Below are 17,791 nucleotides of genomic sequence, written 5' to 3' on the forward strand. Positions count from 1 at the left end.
ACCTTTTAAAGGCCGCTTTTCGTAACGGGTAGGGATTCTTCTGTTCTTTTCGAAAACCATGTAGCTAAAATCGATCCTGAGATATTGTGCCAGACACTGAAGATGGCACTAGGCACAGCCGCAATCGGGTTAAAATGGGCAGCGGCTAAAGCAGCACCCAGACCTGAATTCTGCATCCCGGTTTCCAGCGTAACCGCTTTTCGTTTCGCCAGATTCATTTTGAACAACTTGGCGAATAAGTAGCCTAGTAAAAATCCAAGACAGTTATGAAGAATAACGACTGCAAAGATCATCGGACCAGTCTCTAAAATCTTGCCCTTATTCACTGCTACGACTATCGCGACAATCAATACAATAGCGATGGTAGATACCAGCGGCAAGGCTTTGGTGCTGGCTTCCGCCTGTTTTTTGAACAGTGCCTTCACCACGACACCAAGAATAATCGGGATAATGACAACCTTCATGATGTCCACAAAGAGCGAGCTCGCGTTAATATCCATCCATTTGTGTGCTAAAAGGGAAATGATCCCCGGAGTTGCAAGCGGTGCAATTAACGTAGAGACGGAAGCAATCGATACCCCCAGAGCCACGTCTCCTTTGGCAAGGAAGGTCATCACGTTCGAAGCCGTACCGCTCGGACAGCATCCTACCAAAATCACCCCGACAGCGATATCAGGCGGAAGGTCCAAGGCAATAGCCAATCCAAACGCAAGCATGGGCATAATCAGATAATGGCCTACTACACCGATAGCCACATCCATTGGTCGACGAAAAACCTCACGAAAATCTGCCGAGGAAAGTGTAAGCCCCATACCAAACATAACGATCCCAAGAAACAAGGAAATGTTACCTTTTAGTCCAACAAAAACTCCGGGTGCAAAAAAACCAAGACTGGCAAACAAAATGACCCAAACAGAAAATGTACTGCCAACAAAATTACTGATTCTCTCTACTGTTTTCATTTCTCCCTCTCCTCTAACTGTATTCTCCTTCCAATTGGATTAAACTATTTTATAATAACTAAACATTAATTTCCAGACTTTTTATAAGATTAATTCTATTCAATAAAAAAAGCAGACTAAACAGCCGCTATAATCTCTGATAGATTATTCACGGTCATCTAGCCTGCTTTTCAGTAAGCATACGGATGTCTATTTTTCAAAAGAATCGATTTTAATCGAACTTCAATTTGGATAGCGCATCTTTAAGCGCTGTATTCATACCGTCGCCATCCTGTTGATTTTGCTGCTTCAGGTACTTGGAGACTTCTTTTTTGGAGACCTGGCTGTTTTTTTCTTTACTCCGTCTTTCATTAAAAGAGGTCAGCTTTTCCCTGTGACCACAGACGCACACAAATGTCTGGCCTTCACCTTCTCCTCGCAGCTCCAGCCTCTTGTGGCATTGCGGGCATCTTGCATTGGTTACTTTGGCAATACCTTTTCGATACCCACACTCTCGATCCTGACAGACAAGCATCTTGCCCTTTTTACCGTTGACCTCAAGCAAAAACTTCCCACACTCCGGACACTTGGTTCTGGTTACATTATCATGCTTGAACTTCTTCTCGCTGCTTTTGATCTCTTGGACAACCGTCTTGGCGTAGCTTTTCATTTCGGTGATAAAGGACTGTTTATTCAGTGTGCCTTTTGCAATCCTCCCCAGCTTCTGCTCCCACTCTGCGGTCAACGCCGGGGATTGCAACTCGGCTGGCACCAGTTCAAGAAGCTGCTTTCCTTTTGAAGTGATGGTAATGCTTCGACCCTTCTTTTCGATCAGGAAACTATTGAACAGCTTCTCAATAATATCCGCGCGAGTAGCTACCGTTCCTAGTCCGCCTGTTTCTCCGATGGTCTTCTGCAGCTCCTTGTCGTCACTCGCCATGTATTTCACGGGATTCTCCATAGCGGAAAGCAGGCTTGCTTCATTAAAAAGCTCGGGTGGTTTGGTCTCCCCTTTACTCTGGGTAATGGACGTGATCGTGAGTCGATCGCCTTTATTGATCGTTGGGAGGAGTTGCTCCATTACGCCATCTTTGCTGTCCTCTTCCTCCACGTCTTGATCGTAGACTTCTTTCCAGCCTGAAGTAAGCACCCGTTTTCCCTTGGCAACGAAGGTCTCTTCTCCAATCTTGGCCCGGATTGTTGTCTGCTCATATTCAAACGGCGGATAAAGAACAGCCAAGAACCGCTTCACAACCAAGTCGTGAATCTTTCGTTCCTTTTCACTCAACGCCCCGAGGAAAGCCGGTTGTTCTGTCGGGATAATCGCGTGATGGTCCGTCACCTTGCTGTCATCCACGAAAAATTTGTTTGCATGGATAGGTGCTCGCAAGACTTTGGCAACCAGCTGACTATATGGCTTTACTTGAATGGCCTTAAGACGATCTGGCAACGTGTCCACGATGTCCGACGACAGATGACGAGAGTCTGTTCGCGGATAGGTCAACACCTTGTGATTTTCATAGAGGCCCTGCATGATGGAAAGCGTCTCTTTTGCCGAATAGCCAAAGAATTTATTGGCGTCCCGTTGCAGCTCGGTCAAATCGTACAGTTGGGGGGCAAAGCTTTTCTTATTCGTTTTGCTTACGTCGGCAATCTCCGCGCTTTTATTTTTAAGAGACGACAGGATTTGGTCGCTCTTTTCCTTGGAAAACGTCCGTACATCTTTGGTTTGTCCATCCTGCCATTGCAGCTTCAGGTTATTCGCCGCAACCGCTACTAGTCCGTAATATGATTTAGGCGTGAAATTGCGAATTTCTTCTTCCCGCTTGGCGATCATCGCAAGCGTAGGCGTCTGCACTCGCCCACAGGAAAGCTGAGCGTTATTTTTGCACGTCAACGCTCGGGTGGCATTAATTCCAACCACCCAATCCGCTTCGGCACGAGCTTCGGCGGAGGCATACAGATTTTCATACTCCTTACCAGGTTTAAGATTGCGGAAACCATCCTTAATGGCTTTATCTGTCACCGAGGACGTCCATAGGCGTTTGATTGGCTTTTTGACATGGGCCATTTCAAGTATCCATCTAGCTACCAACTCACCTTCGCGCCCTGCATCGGTTGCGATGACGATCTCTCCCACGTCTTGTCGGTTCAATTGTTTCTTGACGATCTGGAATTGTTTGCTGCTCTCTTTAATCACAACCAGCTTCAAGGAAGCCGGAAGAATAGGCAGTTCCTCTATTCTCCACGAACGGTATTGCTCCCCATACACCTCGGGATCTGCGAGCGTAACCAAATGACCCAACGCCCAGGTGACGATGTACTTATCCCCTTCGAAGTATCCATTTCCTTTTTGATTGCAATGCAAGACTTTTGCTATATCGCGTCCAACCGATGGCTTTTCAGTCAGGACTAGTGTTTTACTCATGTGTAGTCTTCCTTTCAAATGGACGGAACCCATCCATCAACTTAATACTTCAAGCTTCTCAGTGTTTATCTCTCCTGTCAAATCGAGTGATGACACATCGTTTTTCCCCTTGATTGTCGATTCCTCCAATTCAGTGCAACAAACCTGCCAAAAAATCGTCTACAATAGTAGACATTGACAGAACCTATCAATCATTCTGGAGGATTAGAAGAATGCAACTTCGTAAATGGATCACCTTGTTTCTCTTGATTGTATTGTGTATTCCCGCGGCCGGGATGCAGGTTAATGCCCAGACCGCTCAAGGAATCAGCATCTATTTAAACGGTGCTCAAATCAATAGTGATGTCGCTCCTTACATCATTCCCAAAGTAAACGTGACAATGGTTCCCCTGGGAGTCATCAGCGAAAACCTCGGCGCTAAGGTCTCTTGGGATCAAAGCAGCCAAACCGCGTCGGTCAGTACATCCAGTACTTCCATCATGATGACTGCGGGTGAGAAACATGCTTACGTGAATGGTACCACGGTCGCTCTGGATGCGTCCGTTCAAATCAAGCAGGGGCGTACCATGGTTCCGCTGCGCTTTGTAAGTGAGAAGTTAGGACTGCGTGTAACCTGGAAACAAGAGACTCAAACGATTCTTCTAGAGTCCAAGTCAACACAGCCCGCTCCTCAACCGATTGACCCACCCAGTCAGGTTCCCCCTGCAGATATTATTGGGAATCAAAATGACTCTCAAAATGGCTCAGCCAGTTCCAGTTCTTCTTTAAAAGGTGTCTGGGTTTCCACCGTCTACAATCTGGATTGGCCGTCTACCGCTTCCGTAGCCAATCAGACCAAGCAGAAGCAGGAATTCATTCAATTGCTGCAAGATCTTCAAGGCATGGGAATAAATGCGGTGTTCGTGCAAGTACGTCCATCGGCTGACGCAATTTACCCGTCTTCTTTGGTCCCTTGGTCGAAATATTTGACAGGCAAGCAAGGACAATACCCGGGGTACGACCCGCTCGCTTTTATGATTGAAGAGACTCACAAACGAGGCATGCAATTCCACGCGTGGTTTAATCCTTTCCGCGCCAACCCTGATGCCAAAACGGATCAGCTTGCTCCCAATCATGTCGCCAAACTTCATCCCGATTGGATCGTGAACGCGAAAAGCAAGCTGTACATCAACCCAGGCATCCCGCAGGCTCGTCAGGAGATTATTGACGAGATTATGGAGGTTGTGAATCGTTACCAAATAGACGGCGTGCATCTGGATGACTATTTCTATCCATCAGATGGCGTGTTCCCTGATGATGAAACCTTCAAGAATTATAACAGTGGCCAATTTGCCACCAAAGCTGAGTGGCGCCGTGACAACATTAATCAGTTCGTGAAGCAGCTGGGAGAGTCGATTCACAGCGTCAAGCCTGAGGTTCAATTCGGAATTAGTCCATTTGGCGTGTGGCGCAACAAAACAGTCGACCCAACTGGCTCTGATACCAAAGCTGGTGTAACCGCCTATGACAACATGTATGCCGATGTGCGTACCTGGATTCAACAAGGATGGATCGATTATATATGCCCACAAATCTATTGGAGCCTTTCGTTCACCCCAGCCAAGTACGACAAGCTCGTAGCATGGTGGGCCAACGAAGTGAAGGATACAAATGTCAAACTCTACATCGGGCATTCGCCTTACAAGCTCGGAACGTCTGAAGCCGGTTGGCAGTCTTCTCAGGAAATCATTAACCAGTTGAAGTATAATGAGCAGTTCCCGCAAGTGCAAGGAGACGTGTTCTTCAGTGCCAAGGATCTGCGTAAAAATCCACTTGGCATTGTCCAAGCGTTAAGCAGCTACTATCACCAGTAAGAAGATGCTAGAAAAAGGGACCCCATTCATTATGGAGTCCCTTTTCGTATTGAATCGTTATCTTTCGTAGGGCTCCGGAGGGCCTGCGCGGTTTACATTAGACGGCTTTCTCTTTTTTTGAAGCGGAAGGAGAAAGATCCCAACATTCAACATCCTCTACACCCGGAATACTGTCTTTATAGAAAACAGGTTCTTTTCCGGCTCTTCTCTGCTTGATATAGTCATTCAAAGCCGCAAAGGCAATCTTGGATAACATGAAGATTGCAATCAAGTTTACAATCACCATGAAGCCCATGAACAAATCAGCCATGTCCCACACCACTTGGAGTTGTGCCACTGAACCAAATAGAATCATTGCCATCACGGCCACTCGATAGACGAACAGCCACACCTTACTGCCATGCAAGAAACGAATATTGGTTTCTCCATAGTAGTAGTTCCCGATTAATGACCCAAATCCAAACAGTAAGACAAAGATAGCAAGACTGCCTGATGCCCAAGAACCCAAGTGTTCACTTAAGGATGCTTGTGTTAGAGCAACACCGCTTAACCCAGGTGTTTTGTAGGATTCAGAGAACAAAATGATAAAGGCAGTGCTTGTACAGATGATGAATGTATCCGTCAATACGCCAAATGCTTGAATCAGTCCTTGTTTGACCGGGTGACTGGTAACTGCTGTTGCGGCAGCGTTAGGCGCACTACCCATCCCTGCTTCATTGGAGAACAATCCGCGTTTAACCCCTTGCATCAGAGCTGCACCGACTGTACCACCGATCACCTGATGAATACCAAATGCATTCGTTACGATAAGCGAAAGAACTTCAGGCATTTTGGTAATGTTGGTTAAAACAATATACAAGGCAACACCAATGTACAATACGGCAAGGAACATTACCTTGTATTCTGCTAATGCCGCAATACGCTTCACACCGCCGAAGATAATGAAGGCAAAAATAACCGTCAAGATGATCCCTACTGTTAAGCGATCAGTACCAAAGGAGTTCTCAAACGCAATGGTAATGGTGTTGGAGTGTACCGAGTTAAATATAAGACCAAAAGAAATCGTAATCAGTACGGAGAATAAAACACCCATCCAGCGTTTGTTTAACCCTTTTTCCATATAGTAGGAGGGGCCGCCACGAAAACCATCATGATCTTTTACTTTATAAACTTGTGCTAACGTACTTTCTACAAAACTGGAAGCTGAGCTAATAAGAGCAATTACCCACATCCAGAAGACGGAGCCTGGTCCCCCTAAAGCAATCGCTAGAGCAATACCGGTGATGTTCCCTGTTCCAACGCGAGCGGCCATCCCGATACAAAATGCTTGAAACGGAGTAATACTGTCCTTCGAGCCTGATTTCCCTTCTTTTAAGACCCGAACCATTTCACCCAACATGCGGATTTGCAAAAACTTCCCTTTAAACGTAAAATAAAGCCCCAATGATACAAGCATTGCAATTAATACATAAGACCAAAGTACATCATTTACTTTACCAATTGCATCTAATAGTAATTGTTCCATGTCTTCACCTCTTGTTAGTTCAATTTCTAATGCATCCATGTAAAAGGATCCGTCTCCAGTGCAAGACATCCTACCTACCTGCCATCTTCCGTTTTGCTTTACAATTCTACTAAATAAATCACGGACAATGACTAATGTATATATGCTTTTTTGGCATAGACACTTTATCTATTATACATATTTGTGATCAACCTTTGAACAAATCTAATTAATTTTACTGATATTTCAATACTTTCTATCTCGATAATGGAAAAAATACGTTTATCCATCAATATTTTTCCAATATAAAAAGCCTGCTTTTATCGGGCAGACTTTTAATGAATCAACAAATTTTGGATATCGGGTTACGGATAGGGTCACCTATTTTGATGCCGTGATTGCTTTAGTGCTTGTCGCTTATTCATGGTTTCCATTATATTTTCAATATACACAGTTTTGGAAGACGACTTCCGCCCACACGTTATGGAAACGATGTCTTTACTTTCGCCACTAGGAGTTGAACAACAATGAAAGCTTACATTGAATACGGTCTCAGCAAAAAAGGGGCGCAAGAAACCTATCCGTTTGGCGATGACGTACTAGTCATCAAGGTAAGTTCCAAGATGTTCGCGCTGTTTGGCGTGAAAGAAAATGTAGGGACTGTCAGTCTAAAATGCGAGCCGGAAGTGGCTGAACTCTTACGCATGCAATATCCAGCGGTCACGCCAGGTTATCATCTGAACAAACGGCATTGGAATACCATTCTGCTAGACGGCAGCATTCCGAAAGAAGAAGTTCTTTCGATGATTGATGATTCGTATCGGCTTGTCTATAAGAGTTTGACAAAAGCGGAAAAAGAAACCCTCGAATAAACAAGCCAATCGGTTATCACTTTTTAAATCGGTCCGGGAATTGCTTAACAATCCCTTCCGTAAGAGTGTCAGCCAATTTTAAAATATGATCTTCCCCTTTATCAAAGGCCAAAATCTCGGCATCATAATCCTTCTTAAGTCTAGCTACAATTTGATCTGTAAGTAATTTCAAATGTGTGTATAACAAGTCTTTTAATACGTTAGTTGACCAGTTGGGATTGGCGCTACTGAGGAATTGGGCAATGTCATCAGCATTTCGATGCCATTCCTTATGGAGCTTGTTAAATTCAGCCTGATTTCCGCTTTTTGCCGCGTCAATAATTTTCGCCGCGATCACGATGTGTTCTTTAAACAGTTCAGTCAGCTTATTGCCTGCTGCCTCTCCATAATACGGTTTTATCGCATTTCCAATATCCTCTTGATTTTTCAATAGTCTTGCTTCTACCTGCTTTTGATCTTTAAGACCTTCTATTGCACTTATCATGTAGTTTCTTGTCCAAATAAGGTGGTCAGTTAACACTCTCCTTAAGTCACCCTTTAGCTGTACCTCCGCTTGGCTAATGCACGGTTTAGGCGCGCCTGGATTTCCTTGTGCTTGAACTTGTAAAGGTGCAAAAATCAATGCAAGCGACATCACCAACAATGTTAACTTTAAGAAATTTTTTGTCATGGGTGCTTACTCCTTTTTGATTCAATAATGGAACCCATGTTATTTTTTACTTTTCTCTTCTTTTCATTCTTCCAATTAATAAAAGAGGGCTTTCATAACCCTCTTAATAGGAGATCCATATGAATTTGATATCTCAAAAATCCTCACCAAACCTCGAACCAAAAGAAGAATCCTACAAAATCTGGCTTACTTCCTCAGAAGCTATCGAAATCCATATCAATAATCTGACTCATCCGTCTTCTAACATCGAAATCTTTGACTCTCATGGAACCAAGCTTGCCAAATCCATATTTACACCCAACTCACCCATCGTTCTTCCGTTCTTTCCGATGAAATACGGATTGTACTTGATCAAACTCACAGTCGGGCCAGATCCTGATCCCAAGAACGTTTACCAGTTGCACATCGACAAGTACACCCGATTATCTGGTACGATCACAGGGTCTTGTTTTCTGACTGCCCAAAAAGGCCCCCTACATGATCGGACCTGAAGACTTAACCATTCCTTCAGGCAGCTGTGTAACCGTTGAAGCCGGTTCAGTGATCAATGTTCGAAGCCGCAACAAGATGATAGTTCAAGACGCCGGATCCTTGTATTTCAATGGAGAAGCCGAGAAGCCTATCACAATTATTGGAGCAACAGGAGATTCAACCAAACAACAATGGAATCAGCTCTTTGTATCATCCCGGGCAAAATCAACTCTCTCGCACGTCATCGTCCAGTACGACACAGACCAAAACGGGATAGAATTCCTTACTCCGGCATCCCCATATATTGCTGCAGCTTCATCAACTGAAAAATTCACAGCAGACCTGGAGGAGACCTCTTACTTGAAAAGAGCGAGCTTCCTACCTCCGTCAACTCGGTTGGATTACATTAAGTCCTGGTTCCAGCAGGCAAGTCCGTATCGCTTCAGCTTTATAAACGATCTTATGCCCTTTGAACTCTACTTCGGAAACGATGTCTTTACTTTCGCCGATTGGGAAGTTGCCAGCATGCGAGTAAATGAAAAACGACTGCAAGCAGGCCTTATGAATTACTGGGATTTTGTCAATGGCAATTTCGCTGCCGATCTGTTGGAGGCAGCCCACCTGTTAGCCGGCAATCAAAGCAGTCTTGATCTCCGCATTCAACGATTGATTGATTTTCTTGTATTGGGTCAAAACTGGCGCCAAAAGCATGGATGCTTCAAGTGGTATGACCTGTTGAATCCGTTCAAAGATGACGAAGAAGAATTCTTTCAAACGTTGGAACAGATGACAACCACCTTCTGGCTGGCGCACAATTCCTCGATTATCTACTGGGATAAAAAAGCGAGGGATTTAGGAATTTGGCAAAAAGAAACTCGATTTGAACAACAATTTATCAACTCGGTCATCATTCGTGTTCATTTTGCGGCGGATTTACCGTTTACCATTCCGGGCTTCGGAAACAATATTCCGCCCATTGGCTTCCTCGGCATCTCCATTAACCATGGCCCATTGCGTTATCCTAAGATGTACCCAGCTCCAAAGCCTGAACGAGATGTGAACTACGGATCGTTGTCCCTTGCGTCTTACTTGAAGTTTGTGTTCGAATTCCTGCTCAAGGGACAAACCAACCCCATCTACACCTGGTGGCTCCCAACTCAAGCTGATAAAAAATTATATCGTTTGCTGAATGAAAAGGGCATCTCCCTTGATTCACCCCCGGAAGATTGGGATCGGGAATTCATACAGCCTTCTCAAAAAACATTGGAAGAGATTCAGAAGTATTACCTGGCTTCTTCCGGTTAGTGATTTAATACCTTTTCAATCGCTTTTAGTACATTCTCTCGTTGAATAGGCTTTACTAAAAAATCGTCTGCCCCGCATCTAATTGCATGAATCACGATTGGGCGTTGGGCCATGGTCGTGCACATGATGACTCTCGCTGTAGGGTCAACCTTCTTGATTTCCAACATAGCTTTTATCCCATCCAGCTTCGGCATCGTAATGTCCATGATGATCAAGTCAGGGCTGTACTGTTTGAACTTGCGGACAGCTTCCTCCCCATTGTTCGCTTCCGCTACCACCAAATAACCGGCGTCCTCCAATACGTTCTTAAGCATTAATCTCATAAACGATACATCATCCGCCACGATTATCTTTGCAAAATATCCAATTTTACTATTCATCCTCTTGATCAATCCTTTGATTTCCATTTAGAGAATGTCCCTAAGTCACTTTGTTCAATGTAAAATTCTACTAAACGGTTCTCACAAAATTCTCACAAACCGAAATGACACAAAAAATGCCTTATCCTCCCTTAGGAGAATCGGGCAAGTGGAATATGTATTACCCTTCAGCCTACAAGCTGATCGATATGAATGGTGGGATATTTTCGTAAATCCAAATACTTGTTGCCAAGCTGTATCAATGGACTAATCGGGTCCTCCTGATGAATCATAGTAATTCGTCCTTGCTGTCCATCCGTTAAAATCACTTGGCTGCCGATTGCCATCTCCATCATTCGTTGAACAAACTGATGGGTAATGACCGGGTCCAGCTTGCCAAAACGATCGGCCATCATCTGCTGCAGCACCTTAAAGAACGGCTGTGCTTCCTTATACACCCGATGTGAAGTCATGGCATGGAATACATCTGCAACCGCAACAATTTTGCTAAAAAAATCGATCTGCTCCCCCTTAACCTTATGTGGATATCCGCACCCATCCTCCCGTTCATGATGCTGCAGGGCAACTAGTGCTACACGTGGGTGCAAGTTCGGTGTTTGCCGAATGAGCTCATACCCGAAAATGGCATGCTGCTTCATGATGTCGTATTCCTCATCCGTATATTTGCCAGGCTTGTTTAGGATGGCATCGCTGATTTTGATTTTACCTACATCATGAAGCGTAGCAGCCAAAGTTAATAGGTCCAGGTCCTCTTTATTCAATCGTATCCATTTGCCTATCAACGTAGAAATCACCGCTACTCCAATATTGTGGCGATAGGTATAATCATCTTTTGCCTGTAAACCCGATAATACACTGTATAAATTGGGAAATTCCGTCGCGTGATGGATAGTGGGGATGATATTGGTTTGCAGTTCTTCCATGGGCAAATCCCCCGTGGAACGTATATGTTGAAAGACTTCCCTTATCTCTTCCGTCGCCCGATATACCAAACCTCCATTTGTCTTTTCCGATGCAAGTTCTACATCTTGCTCCGAAACAACCATGCCATAATTGTTGATAGCTTGGACATGTGATTCTGTCAAAATGGTATTCTCAGCTACCAACAATAATCCCCCTCTCGTAAATAGATCCCTTTTCAACCTGTATCCAATCAGGTCTACTGCTTTCATCTTCCATCCTCCGTATGAAGCTAAAATACAATACAGTTTCGTTTTAGAATGTTATTTCCAACCGAGTAGCAGCTACTTGTCTTTAACAGGAATTCTATCGCATCGTTCTCACAAAATTCTCACACAAAAAAAGACAGCCCCTTAAGAGCTGTCCTTGCTGCCTATCACTTTAGTTTCCTTTTGCAGGATCATAGTATTTCCATAGGTCTTTATTGGAGGTTGTGATCGTAATGGCCCCCGCGACATGGGCCTGTTCTACCTCTTCAATCGTATCGATTAGACCTCCAGCAAAAACATCTTTATTCGTCCGGTTCCGAATTTCCTTAATGATTTTGGGCATTATGCCTGGCAGCACTTCGATATAATCCGGCTGTGTGCGTTCCATTAACGCAACACTCTTCTCGATCGAGCTTGTATCCAATAAAAACATACGCTGAATCGATTTTATCCCCTTTTGTCTTGCTTTCTGAATAACGCTTCCTTTTGTTGAGATCACTCCGAATGGCCGGTATTCCTGACAAATGAATTCGGTGGAGTATTCATCGCTTCTCAAACCTTGAATTAAATCCATATGAATGATCAACTTTTTTTGATTGGCTTTAGCCATTTGAAAAATGGGCTTCAATCTGGACACATGCAAATCCAGAATTACAATATACTCATAGTTGCTAGACATCATTTTTTCGATATCTTCAATTTTTCGAATTGCTGGTAACACCTTTTGTCCAAAAAAGCTCATCCCCATTGTTCACCTTTCATTTCCAGTTTCATTCACTAGAGTTGATCTTTCCGTTCATGGATTAAACCATAGCTTTCGCTTGTTCGTATGATTCTGCCAGGATTTGCATTGGATGTTTAACGGGTCGATCAGTCAGCTGGTCGAGTTGGTTTTTACACATGCCGCATTCTGTCACCGTGTAATCAGCATCCACTTCCTTGACCGCATCTGCCATTTTGTGGCCAATTTTCATCGACACATCATATTTTTCTGTTTTGAATCCAAAGGTTCCGCATTGCCCACAGCACCCGGCCCCTACGTCTTGAATTTGGAAGCCTGGAATCAGCTCTAACACGTCCATGGCGGGATTTCCGATGCCTTGGGCTTTCATATGACACGGAGAGTAGTATCCAGCCTTGTCTTTCATTGCCCCCAAATTCATGTTAAGCTCGCCTGCGTCTTTCAGCATTCGCAAATATTCATCCGCATCGTATACGTGATGAGCCAGTTCCTTGGCTTCCTCCGTCCCAATAAAGGACACATACTCCTTTTTAAAAGCAAGGGTACAGCTCGTGCAGGTTAACACCACGTCATAACCCTGGCGAGTATACGCTAACAAACTTTGAATATTGTATTGGGCATTATCCAACGCTTGCTTCATTTGCCCGTTGGCGAACATGGGAACGCCGCAGCATTTTTGATCATGTTTGGCGACTTCAATGCCGTTATTCTCCATTACCTTGATAAAGCTTTGGGCTACTTCAGGAGCGTTATAGGTTGCATAGCAACCCACAAAATAGGCTACTTTCCGTTTCGTATTGGCTGTTTTCTTTTTGTACGTCCGGTTAAAATTTTGAAAACGATAGGCTGGGAATTGACGATCCGCTGATATTCCCAAGACCTTTTCCATTACGTTTCTTACCGGTTTTATTCTCATTGTCATATTCGTAATAGGGGCAAAGGCCGAAGCAAGCTTGCCAAGCATTTCAGCGTTGCTTAACATGATGTCGCGAAATTTGGTCCCTGATACGTCTGAATGTATGGCTTTTGCATAAGCAATCAATGTCGAAACATGGACGTTTTCGGGGCAAGACATGTCGCAATTGCCGCATAGTGTGCATAACTCGAGTCGTTTATCATCGATGATTTGCTGATTATCTACTAATCTCTTTAGCTCTGGTCCCAAATGTTTAGGGCCACCAAAATCCAATGTTGCGTTTGTGACGGGACAACTTGCGACACAAGCGTTACATTTCAGGCAATTTTCGTAGGTGTTTGTATTGAATGCCAGCTCAAGCACTACAAGTCACTCCCATCATCGGTTGTTGGTGAAGTTTGGCTACGAGTTCATGGGCTGAGAAAATGGAATAAACTCCACCTGTAACCCCATGATGTGTCACCTTCGTAGATTTACTTGCACCTGCCGGTAAGAGGTTGGAAGGACAATGAATCAATTGCCCAAATTCATCTGTCTCAAGCCGCAGCGCTGTCTCTTTCACCCCGTCGGGAGTTGCTTCCAACCCGCCGCCTAAAATTCCGCCTGTAGCCAAAATAAATTGTTTCCCGCCTAGCTCTGTTACTTTATTCGCTAATTGGATGGTTAATGATTTTATTTGATCTTCGTCCATTGTACAGCCCACAACAGTGGTGTCAGTATAAAACCTCACACCTGATTTAACCGCTTCTTTTTTCAACCGTTCATTGAGGCGAATCGCCGTTGTGTTCGGCGGCATTCCAGGTGCTTCTGTCACCCTTCCTTTTAATTCAAAAGAGAACTGCTCGATCGTTTCCTTCCATTCATCCACCCCAAGGGAAGCAGGGAAAATAAACAGGTCGGGCTGACTCATTTTCTTAGTAGCCATCTGAGCCTTGATTTGTGTGATACAGTGATTCCGCACCTCTTTCTGATCCAGAAGCCGCGCTGCATCCAACTGCGTCATTGTCCGTTGAGAGTGGTTGCCCAGCTCAATCTTCATAGTATCAATCGATAACTCGGGACGAGCTTTTTGTAAATTCCCTTTAATATAGGCCGGCTGAAAATCGATCAATTCCTGGAAGCCAACAATCACAACATGTCCTTGTTCTGGGAGCGGAGAAATGGTCTCTGGATAGAAAGCGGTCTTTTTGATATGACCTGAGCCCGTCACAATCGAAATCAGATCATCGATTTCTCCTTTGTACCGATATCCTACTTTTTTCGTGAGTGCTTTGAATTGGTCGATTGCCCCTGCGAGTTGTGATTTGTTCAAGGTAGTCAGTTGATTAAGCCGAGCCCACTCTTGTAATCCCCCATCTGAGCCTGGAATTAGATCCATCACGCCAGAGGATTGCATGACTTTTCCCGTCCCAGCCGCAACTAACGCTGTTCTCAACCCAAGTTCTCTCGCCCAAATAGCGGAAAGCATTCCGGATAAACCCTGACCTATAACAACAACATCATACATGGTGATGATCCTCCTCTCCGATTCCCAACGAAACCCGATAAATGGCCTCCATTAACTGCAATTGCTTGGCTGTTTCGCCAGTGGCAACCACATCCATCCCTTTTTTTCTTTCGCCGAGTGCATGATGAAGTGCCCATTCCGCTTCTTCAGTAGATGCCTTACCATTCTCAACCGCCAGAGCAGCGACCCGATGATTGCAGAAGGTTCCTTGACAAGGGCCCATCCCTAAGCGGGTTCTGCGGCGAATATCACCTAGATGCAAGCGTCCTTCTTCAGGGATAACCGCTTCAATTTCTGCCCACGTTACCTGCTCGCACTCGCAAACAACAACGTTTGAATCTTTCTCTTGAATTGATGATTTGATTTTCTCAGCATTCGTGCCAGCCCAATGCGTTAACTTATGCTTAGCTGCCGGGGCCATGTCCACTTCTTTAAAAAACTCCCCCGCATTTCGGTGTGGGACCATTTCCTGATCGGTCGTACATGTTGCGTGTACTCCGAGCTTTTCGCAGACCAAATCCACCGTTTTTTCCGCCATAAATCGGAAGGTGGTTAATTTTCCGCCTGTAATCGTGATAAGTCCGGCTAAACCATCCCGTCGCTGATGGTCTAACAATGCGATTCCACGGGTCACATTTCTTCCGCTTGCATCGGACACGGTAGATTCCTGATAGAGTGGACGACTGCCACTAAAAGCGCGAATCATGCGCATTCCATGAATCGACGGAACTAGCTTTTCTCCTTCAACCAACATTCCTTCAAGTTCTTCTCTGTGTAAGGAAAAATCATTCGGATCTTCCACATTGATTCCGGTTGTACCGAATATCGTGACGTTATGGGCCGGGACAAAAATGTCCGCATCTCCCGGCAAACGCAGACGATTTATGACTTGCCTGTTAAAGCGATGACTAAATATCGCGAGCATCCCTTTGTTGTTAATCAAGCGCAATGGAACGTCGGCTAACTCAGCAATCCTCGATCCCCACGGTCCTGCGGCATTGATCACCAGATTGGCGAAAATCTCCTTGAGCTCCCCTGTAAAAACATCACGAACGCGTACACCGATGACCTGATTCTGCACCGTTAATACGTCCACAACCTCATGATAGGTAAGCGCTTTTGCTCCACGAGCTACAGCATCCGCCACGACATCGACGACCATCGTAAAGCAATCCACAGCACCATCTGGCACACGATAAACGGCTTGCACTTTTTTATTCAGAAAAGGCTCTTCCCTCAAAGCTTGCTCGATCGGAACTTCTTCGGCAGGTATCCCTACTTTTTCACAAGCTGCAAGCCATTTGGACACATAACCATCATCGTCTTCCTGTACTTTCGCAAATAAACCGCCTGTTTGCTCGACAGAACCTGGAACCGTTTTTTTCAGGATAAGGTTCTCACGATAGCTTTCAATCGCGGCTTCTTCATCACGAACCGCATACCGCGCACCAGAATGTAGCAACCCATGATTGCGTGTTGAAGTTCCATGTCCTAAGTCTTGCTGCTCGACTAATATCGCTTTGATACCACGCAAAGTTAAATCACGAAGTACGCCCGCTCCTGTCATACCGCCGCCGATTACAACTACTTCGGTTACTATTTTTTGTCCCATATCGATTACCTCCGAATCGCCATACACCAAGGCTTTTTTCAAATGAAACGTCGGGGGACTGAATAGAAAAAAGCCATAAAAACACACAGGAAGAATACTCATCTTTCCCATTTGTTTTTATGGCTTTCTCCGAATCTCCAAGCCTTGTATTATGTTTTCTGATTTAACCATAACAGATAGTTGGCTTTTGTGCGGGGATGTACCGTGACAGAATGATGAACGAATAACTCCCTTCCACCCAGTCGTGTAAAGGGAGTTATTTCTACCAACTGATTCTATTGAATTTTTTGATAGAACCAGAACCGTTTATTGAAAATGATTGATGCGATTTCTTTGCCAAGAGCTTCATAATTCCATGAATATCCAGTGTTGTTGAAGATAACAATCGTCAAATCCTGATCCTTGAACCTCATGACCCCAGTTCGCAATCCCGGTAATGAACCACCATGATAATAAAGATTTTCGTCCAAGGAGTAAAAATTATTCGCGATGTACCAGCCATATCCATATCCAATCAGCTTTGATTTCACGGAAGGATTGAGCATCTTATTGGTTTCTGATTCAGACAACAGCTTGTGAGATTCGATGGCTTGAATATAAGCCGCTAAATCCTCTTTTGTAGAAAGAACACCTCCGACAGCAAACAGGAGAGAAGGATGGAAATTTTTTGTGTAGCTGTCTTGTTCATATCCCTTCACTTCGATGTTTTTCATATTTTCCTCGTCCATAACCAGCGTATGAGTCATGTTCGCCTTGTCGAAGATGTGATTTTTCAAGTAACTCGCATAATTCTCCCCTGACACTTTTTCAATGATTTTGCCAAGCAAGTAGTAGCCCGAACTAATATAGTTAAAGGTTTCCCCTGGCTCTGACTTCAGAGGTTTAGATGTGATGAGATTCATGATTTCCTTGTCAGAGTAAGGCTGTGTCCAATCTTTCGTTTCTACGTCGTCAAGGTAATCAACAAGTCCGGAGCTATGATTCAATAAGTGGTGAAGCTTAATTTTGTCGCCATTCGGAAAATCAGGGAAATATTTCGAGAGTGAATCCTGGGTAGATATTTTCCCTTGCTCTTCAAGCTGTAAAATAGCAATCGCCGTCATCGATTTTGATACTGAACCAATCGGGTATAAAGTGTCCTTCTTAAAGGGGAGCTTCTTTTCACGATCAGCCAACCCACACTCTTCATTAAGGACAACTTTCCCGTTATGCATGACCAGTACAGAGCCATTAAAATTCTTCTCTTTAACAAAGTCATTCATAAACTCCTGGACCTTCTCTGTCTCGGTGCCTTTTAAATTGGAATGCGTGGTACTTCCAAATACAAATGCTGCAGGTGCCGAAAAAATAATGATACAACCTAGTAAGATCGCCAAAACTCTCAGTACTCTTTTCACATCGATTCCTCCATGTTCATTGTC

At 44.4% G+C, this 17,791-nt stretch carries 15 protein-coding genes; 4 read left to right on the plus strand and 11 right to left on the minus strand.

All coding sequences use genetic code 11. The features are described 5' to 3' along the window. Positions 1 to 5 precede the first annotated feature (5 nt). Positions 6 to 962: a bile acid:sodium symporter family protein gene (locus tag ACQCN2_RS10900; protein WP_426928934.1), complete on the minus strand. Its 957-nt coding sequence runs from the start codon at positions 960 to 962 to the stop codon at positions 6 to 8. A gap of 211 nt (positions 963 to 1,173) precedes the next feature. Further along, positions 1,174 to 3,369 (minus strand): DNA topoisomerase III, encoded by a 2,196-nt coding sequence (locus tag ACQCN2_RS10905; RefSeq protein ID WP_426928935.1) that lies wholly within the window; start codon positions 3,367 to 3,369, stop codon positions 1,174 to 1,176. 212 nt (positions 3,370 to 3,581) lie between these two features. Between ACQCN2_RS10905 and ACQCN2_RS10910 the strand changes: the two genes are divergently transcribed. Further along, positions 3,582 to 5,222 carry a family 10 glycosylhydrolase gene (locus ACQCN2_RS10910; RefSeq protein WP_426928936.1) on the plus strand — a complete coding sequence of 547 codons (1,641 nt, stop codon included), beginning with the start codon at positions 3,582 to 3,584 and terminating at the stop codon, positions 5,220 to 5,222. A gap of 97 nt (positions 5,223 to 5,319) precedes the next feature. Here ACQCN2_RS10910 and ACQCN2_RS10915 read toward each other — a convergent pair whose 3' ends face one another. Continuing rightward, positions 5,320 to 6,747, minus strand: coding sequence for an alanine/glycine:cation symporter family protein (locus ACQCN2_RS10915; protein WP_426928937.1), 1,428 nt, complete (start codon positions 6,745 to 6,747; stop codon positions 5,320 to 5,322). Between the two features lie 506 nt (positions 6,748 to 7,253). Here ACQCN2_RS10915 and ACQCN2_RS10920 point away from each other — a divergent pair. Beyond that, positions 7,254 to 7,598 carry an MmcQ/YjbR family DNA-binding protein gene (locus tag ACQCN2_RS10920; protein WP_426928938.1) on the plus strand — a complete coding sequence of 115 codons (345 nt, stop codon included), beginning with the start codon at positions 7,254 to 7,256 and terminating at the stop codon, positions 7,596 to 7,598. 16 nt (positions 7,599 to 7,614) lie between these two features. Here the strand turns inward: ACQCN2_RS10920 and ACQCN2_RS10925 are convergent, their stop codons facing one another. After that, a complete protein-coding gene (locus ACQCN2_RS10925) occupies positions 7,615 to 8,268 on the minus strand; it encodes a glycosyltransferase (RefSeq protein ID WP_426928939.1) in 654 nt (217 codons plus the stop codon). Between the two features lie 119 nt (positions 8,269 to 8,387). Between ACQCN2_RS10925 and ACQCN2_RS10930 the strand changes: the two genes are divergently transcribed. Together ACQCN2_RS10930 and ACQCN2_RS10935 are read left to right on the plus strand one after the other, a co-directional pair. After that, complete coding sequence (locus ACQCN2_RS10930) at positions 8,388 to 8,759, plus strand: hypothetical protein (RefSeq protein ID WP_426928940.1); 372 nt, start codon at positions 8,388 to 8,390, stop codon at positions 8,757 to 8,759. After that, a complete protein-coding gene (locus tag ACQCN2_RS10935; RefSeq protein ID WP_426928941.1) occupies positions 8,746 to 10,044 on the plus strand; it encodes a hypothetical protein in 1,299 nt (432 codons plus the stop codon). Before ACQCN2_RS10930 ends, ACQCN2_RS10935 begins: the two co-directional genes overlap by 14 nt. Here the strand turns inward: ACQCN2_RS10935 and ACQCN2_RS10940 are convergent. From ACQCN2_RS10940 to ACQCN2_RS10970, 7 genes are all read right to left on the minus strand, one after another. Further along, positions 10,041 to 10,424 (minus strand): response regulator, encoded by a 384-nt coding sequence (locus tag ACQCN2_RS10940; protein ID WP_426928942.1) that lies wholly within the window; start codon positions 10,422 to 10,424, stop codon positions 10,041 to 10,043. The genes ACQCN2_RS10935 and ACQCN2_RS10940 overlap by 4 nt on opposite strands. A gap of 167 nt (positions 10,425 to 10,591) precedes the next feature. Then, a complete protein-coding gene (locus ACQCN2_RS10945) occupies positions 10,592 to 11,596 on the minus strand; it encodes an HD-GYP domain-containing protein (protein ID WP_426928943.1) in 1,005 nt (334 codons plus the stop codon). 169 nt (positions 11,597 to 11,765) lie between these two features. Further along, positions 11,766 to 12,335, minus strand: a complete 570-nt coding sequence (locus ACQCN2_RS10950; protein ID WP_426928944.1) for a glycerol-3-phosphate responsive antiterminator — start codon at positions 12,333 to 12,335, stop codon at positions 11,766 to 11,768. 61 nt (positions 12,336 to 12,396) lie between these two features. Continuing rightward, positions 12,397 to 13,614 carry an anaerobic glycerol-3-phosphate dehydrogenase subunit C gene (locus tag ACQCN2_RS10955; RefSeq protein ID WP_426928945.1) on the minus strand — a complete coding sequence of 406 codons (1,218 nt, stop codon included), beginning with the start codon at positions 13,612 to 13,614 and terminating at the stop codon, positions 12,397 to 12,399. Next, positions 13,607 to 14,758: an FAD-binding protein gene (locus ACQCN2_RS10960; RefSeq protein WP_426928946.1), complete on the minus strand. Its 1,152-nt coding sequence runs from the start codon at positions 14,756 to 14,758 to the stop codon at positions 13,607 to 13,609. The genes ACQCN2_RS10955 and ACQCN2_RS10960 overlap by 8 nt, the downstream gene beginning before the upstream one ends. Further along, the gene (glpA, locus tag ACQCN2_RS10965; protein ID WP_426928947.1) at positions 14,751 to 16,370 is read right to left on the minus strand and encodes an anaerobic glycerol-3-phosphate dehydrogenase subunit GlpA; all 1,620 of its coding nucleotides are present in this window, start codon (positions 16,368 to 16,370) and stop codon (positions 14,751 to 14,753) included. Before glpA ends, ACQCN2_RS10960 begins: the two co-directional genes overlap by 8 nt. Positions 16,371 to 16,645: 275 nt before the next feature. Then, entirely contained in the window at positions 16,646 to 17,767 is a 1,122-nt protein-coding gene (locus tag ACQCN2_RS10970; protein WP_426928948.1) for a serine hydrolase domain-containing protein, read from the minus strand. Positions 17,768 to 17,791: the final 24 nt, after the last annotated feature.

It is taken from the genome of Brevibacillus ginsengisoli (assembly GCF_050113715.1).
GTDB lineage: Bacteria > Bacillota > Bacilli > Brevibacillales > Brevibacillaceae > Brevibacillus_H > Brevibacillus_H ginsengisoli.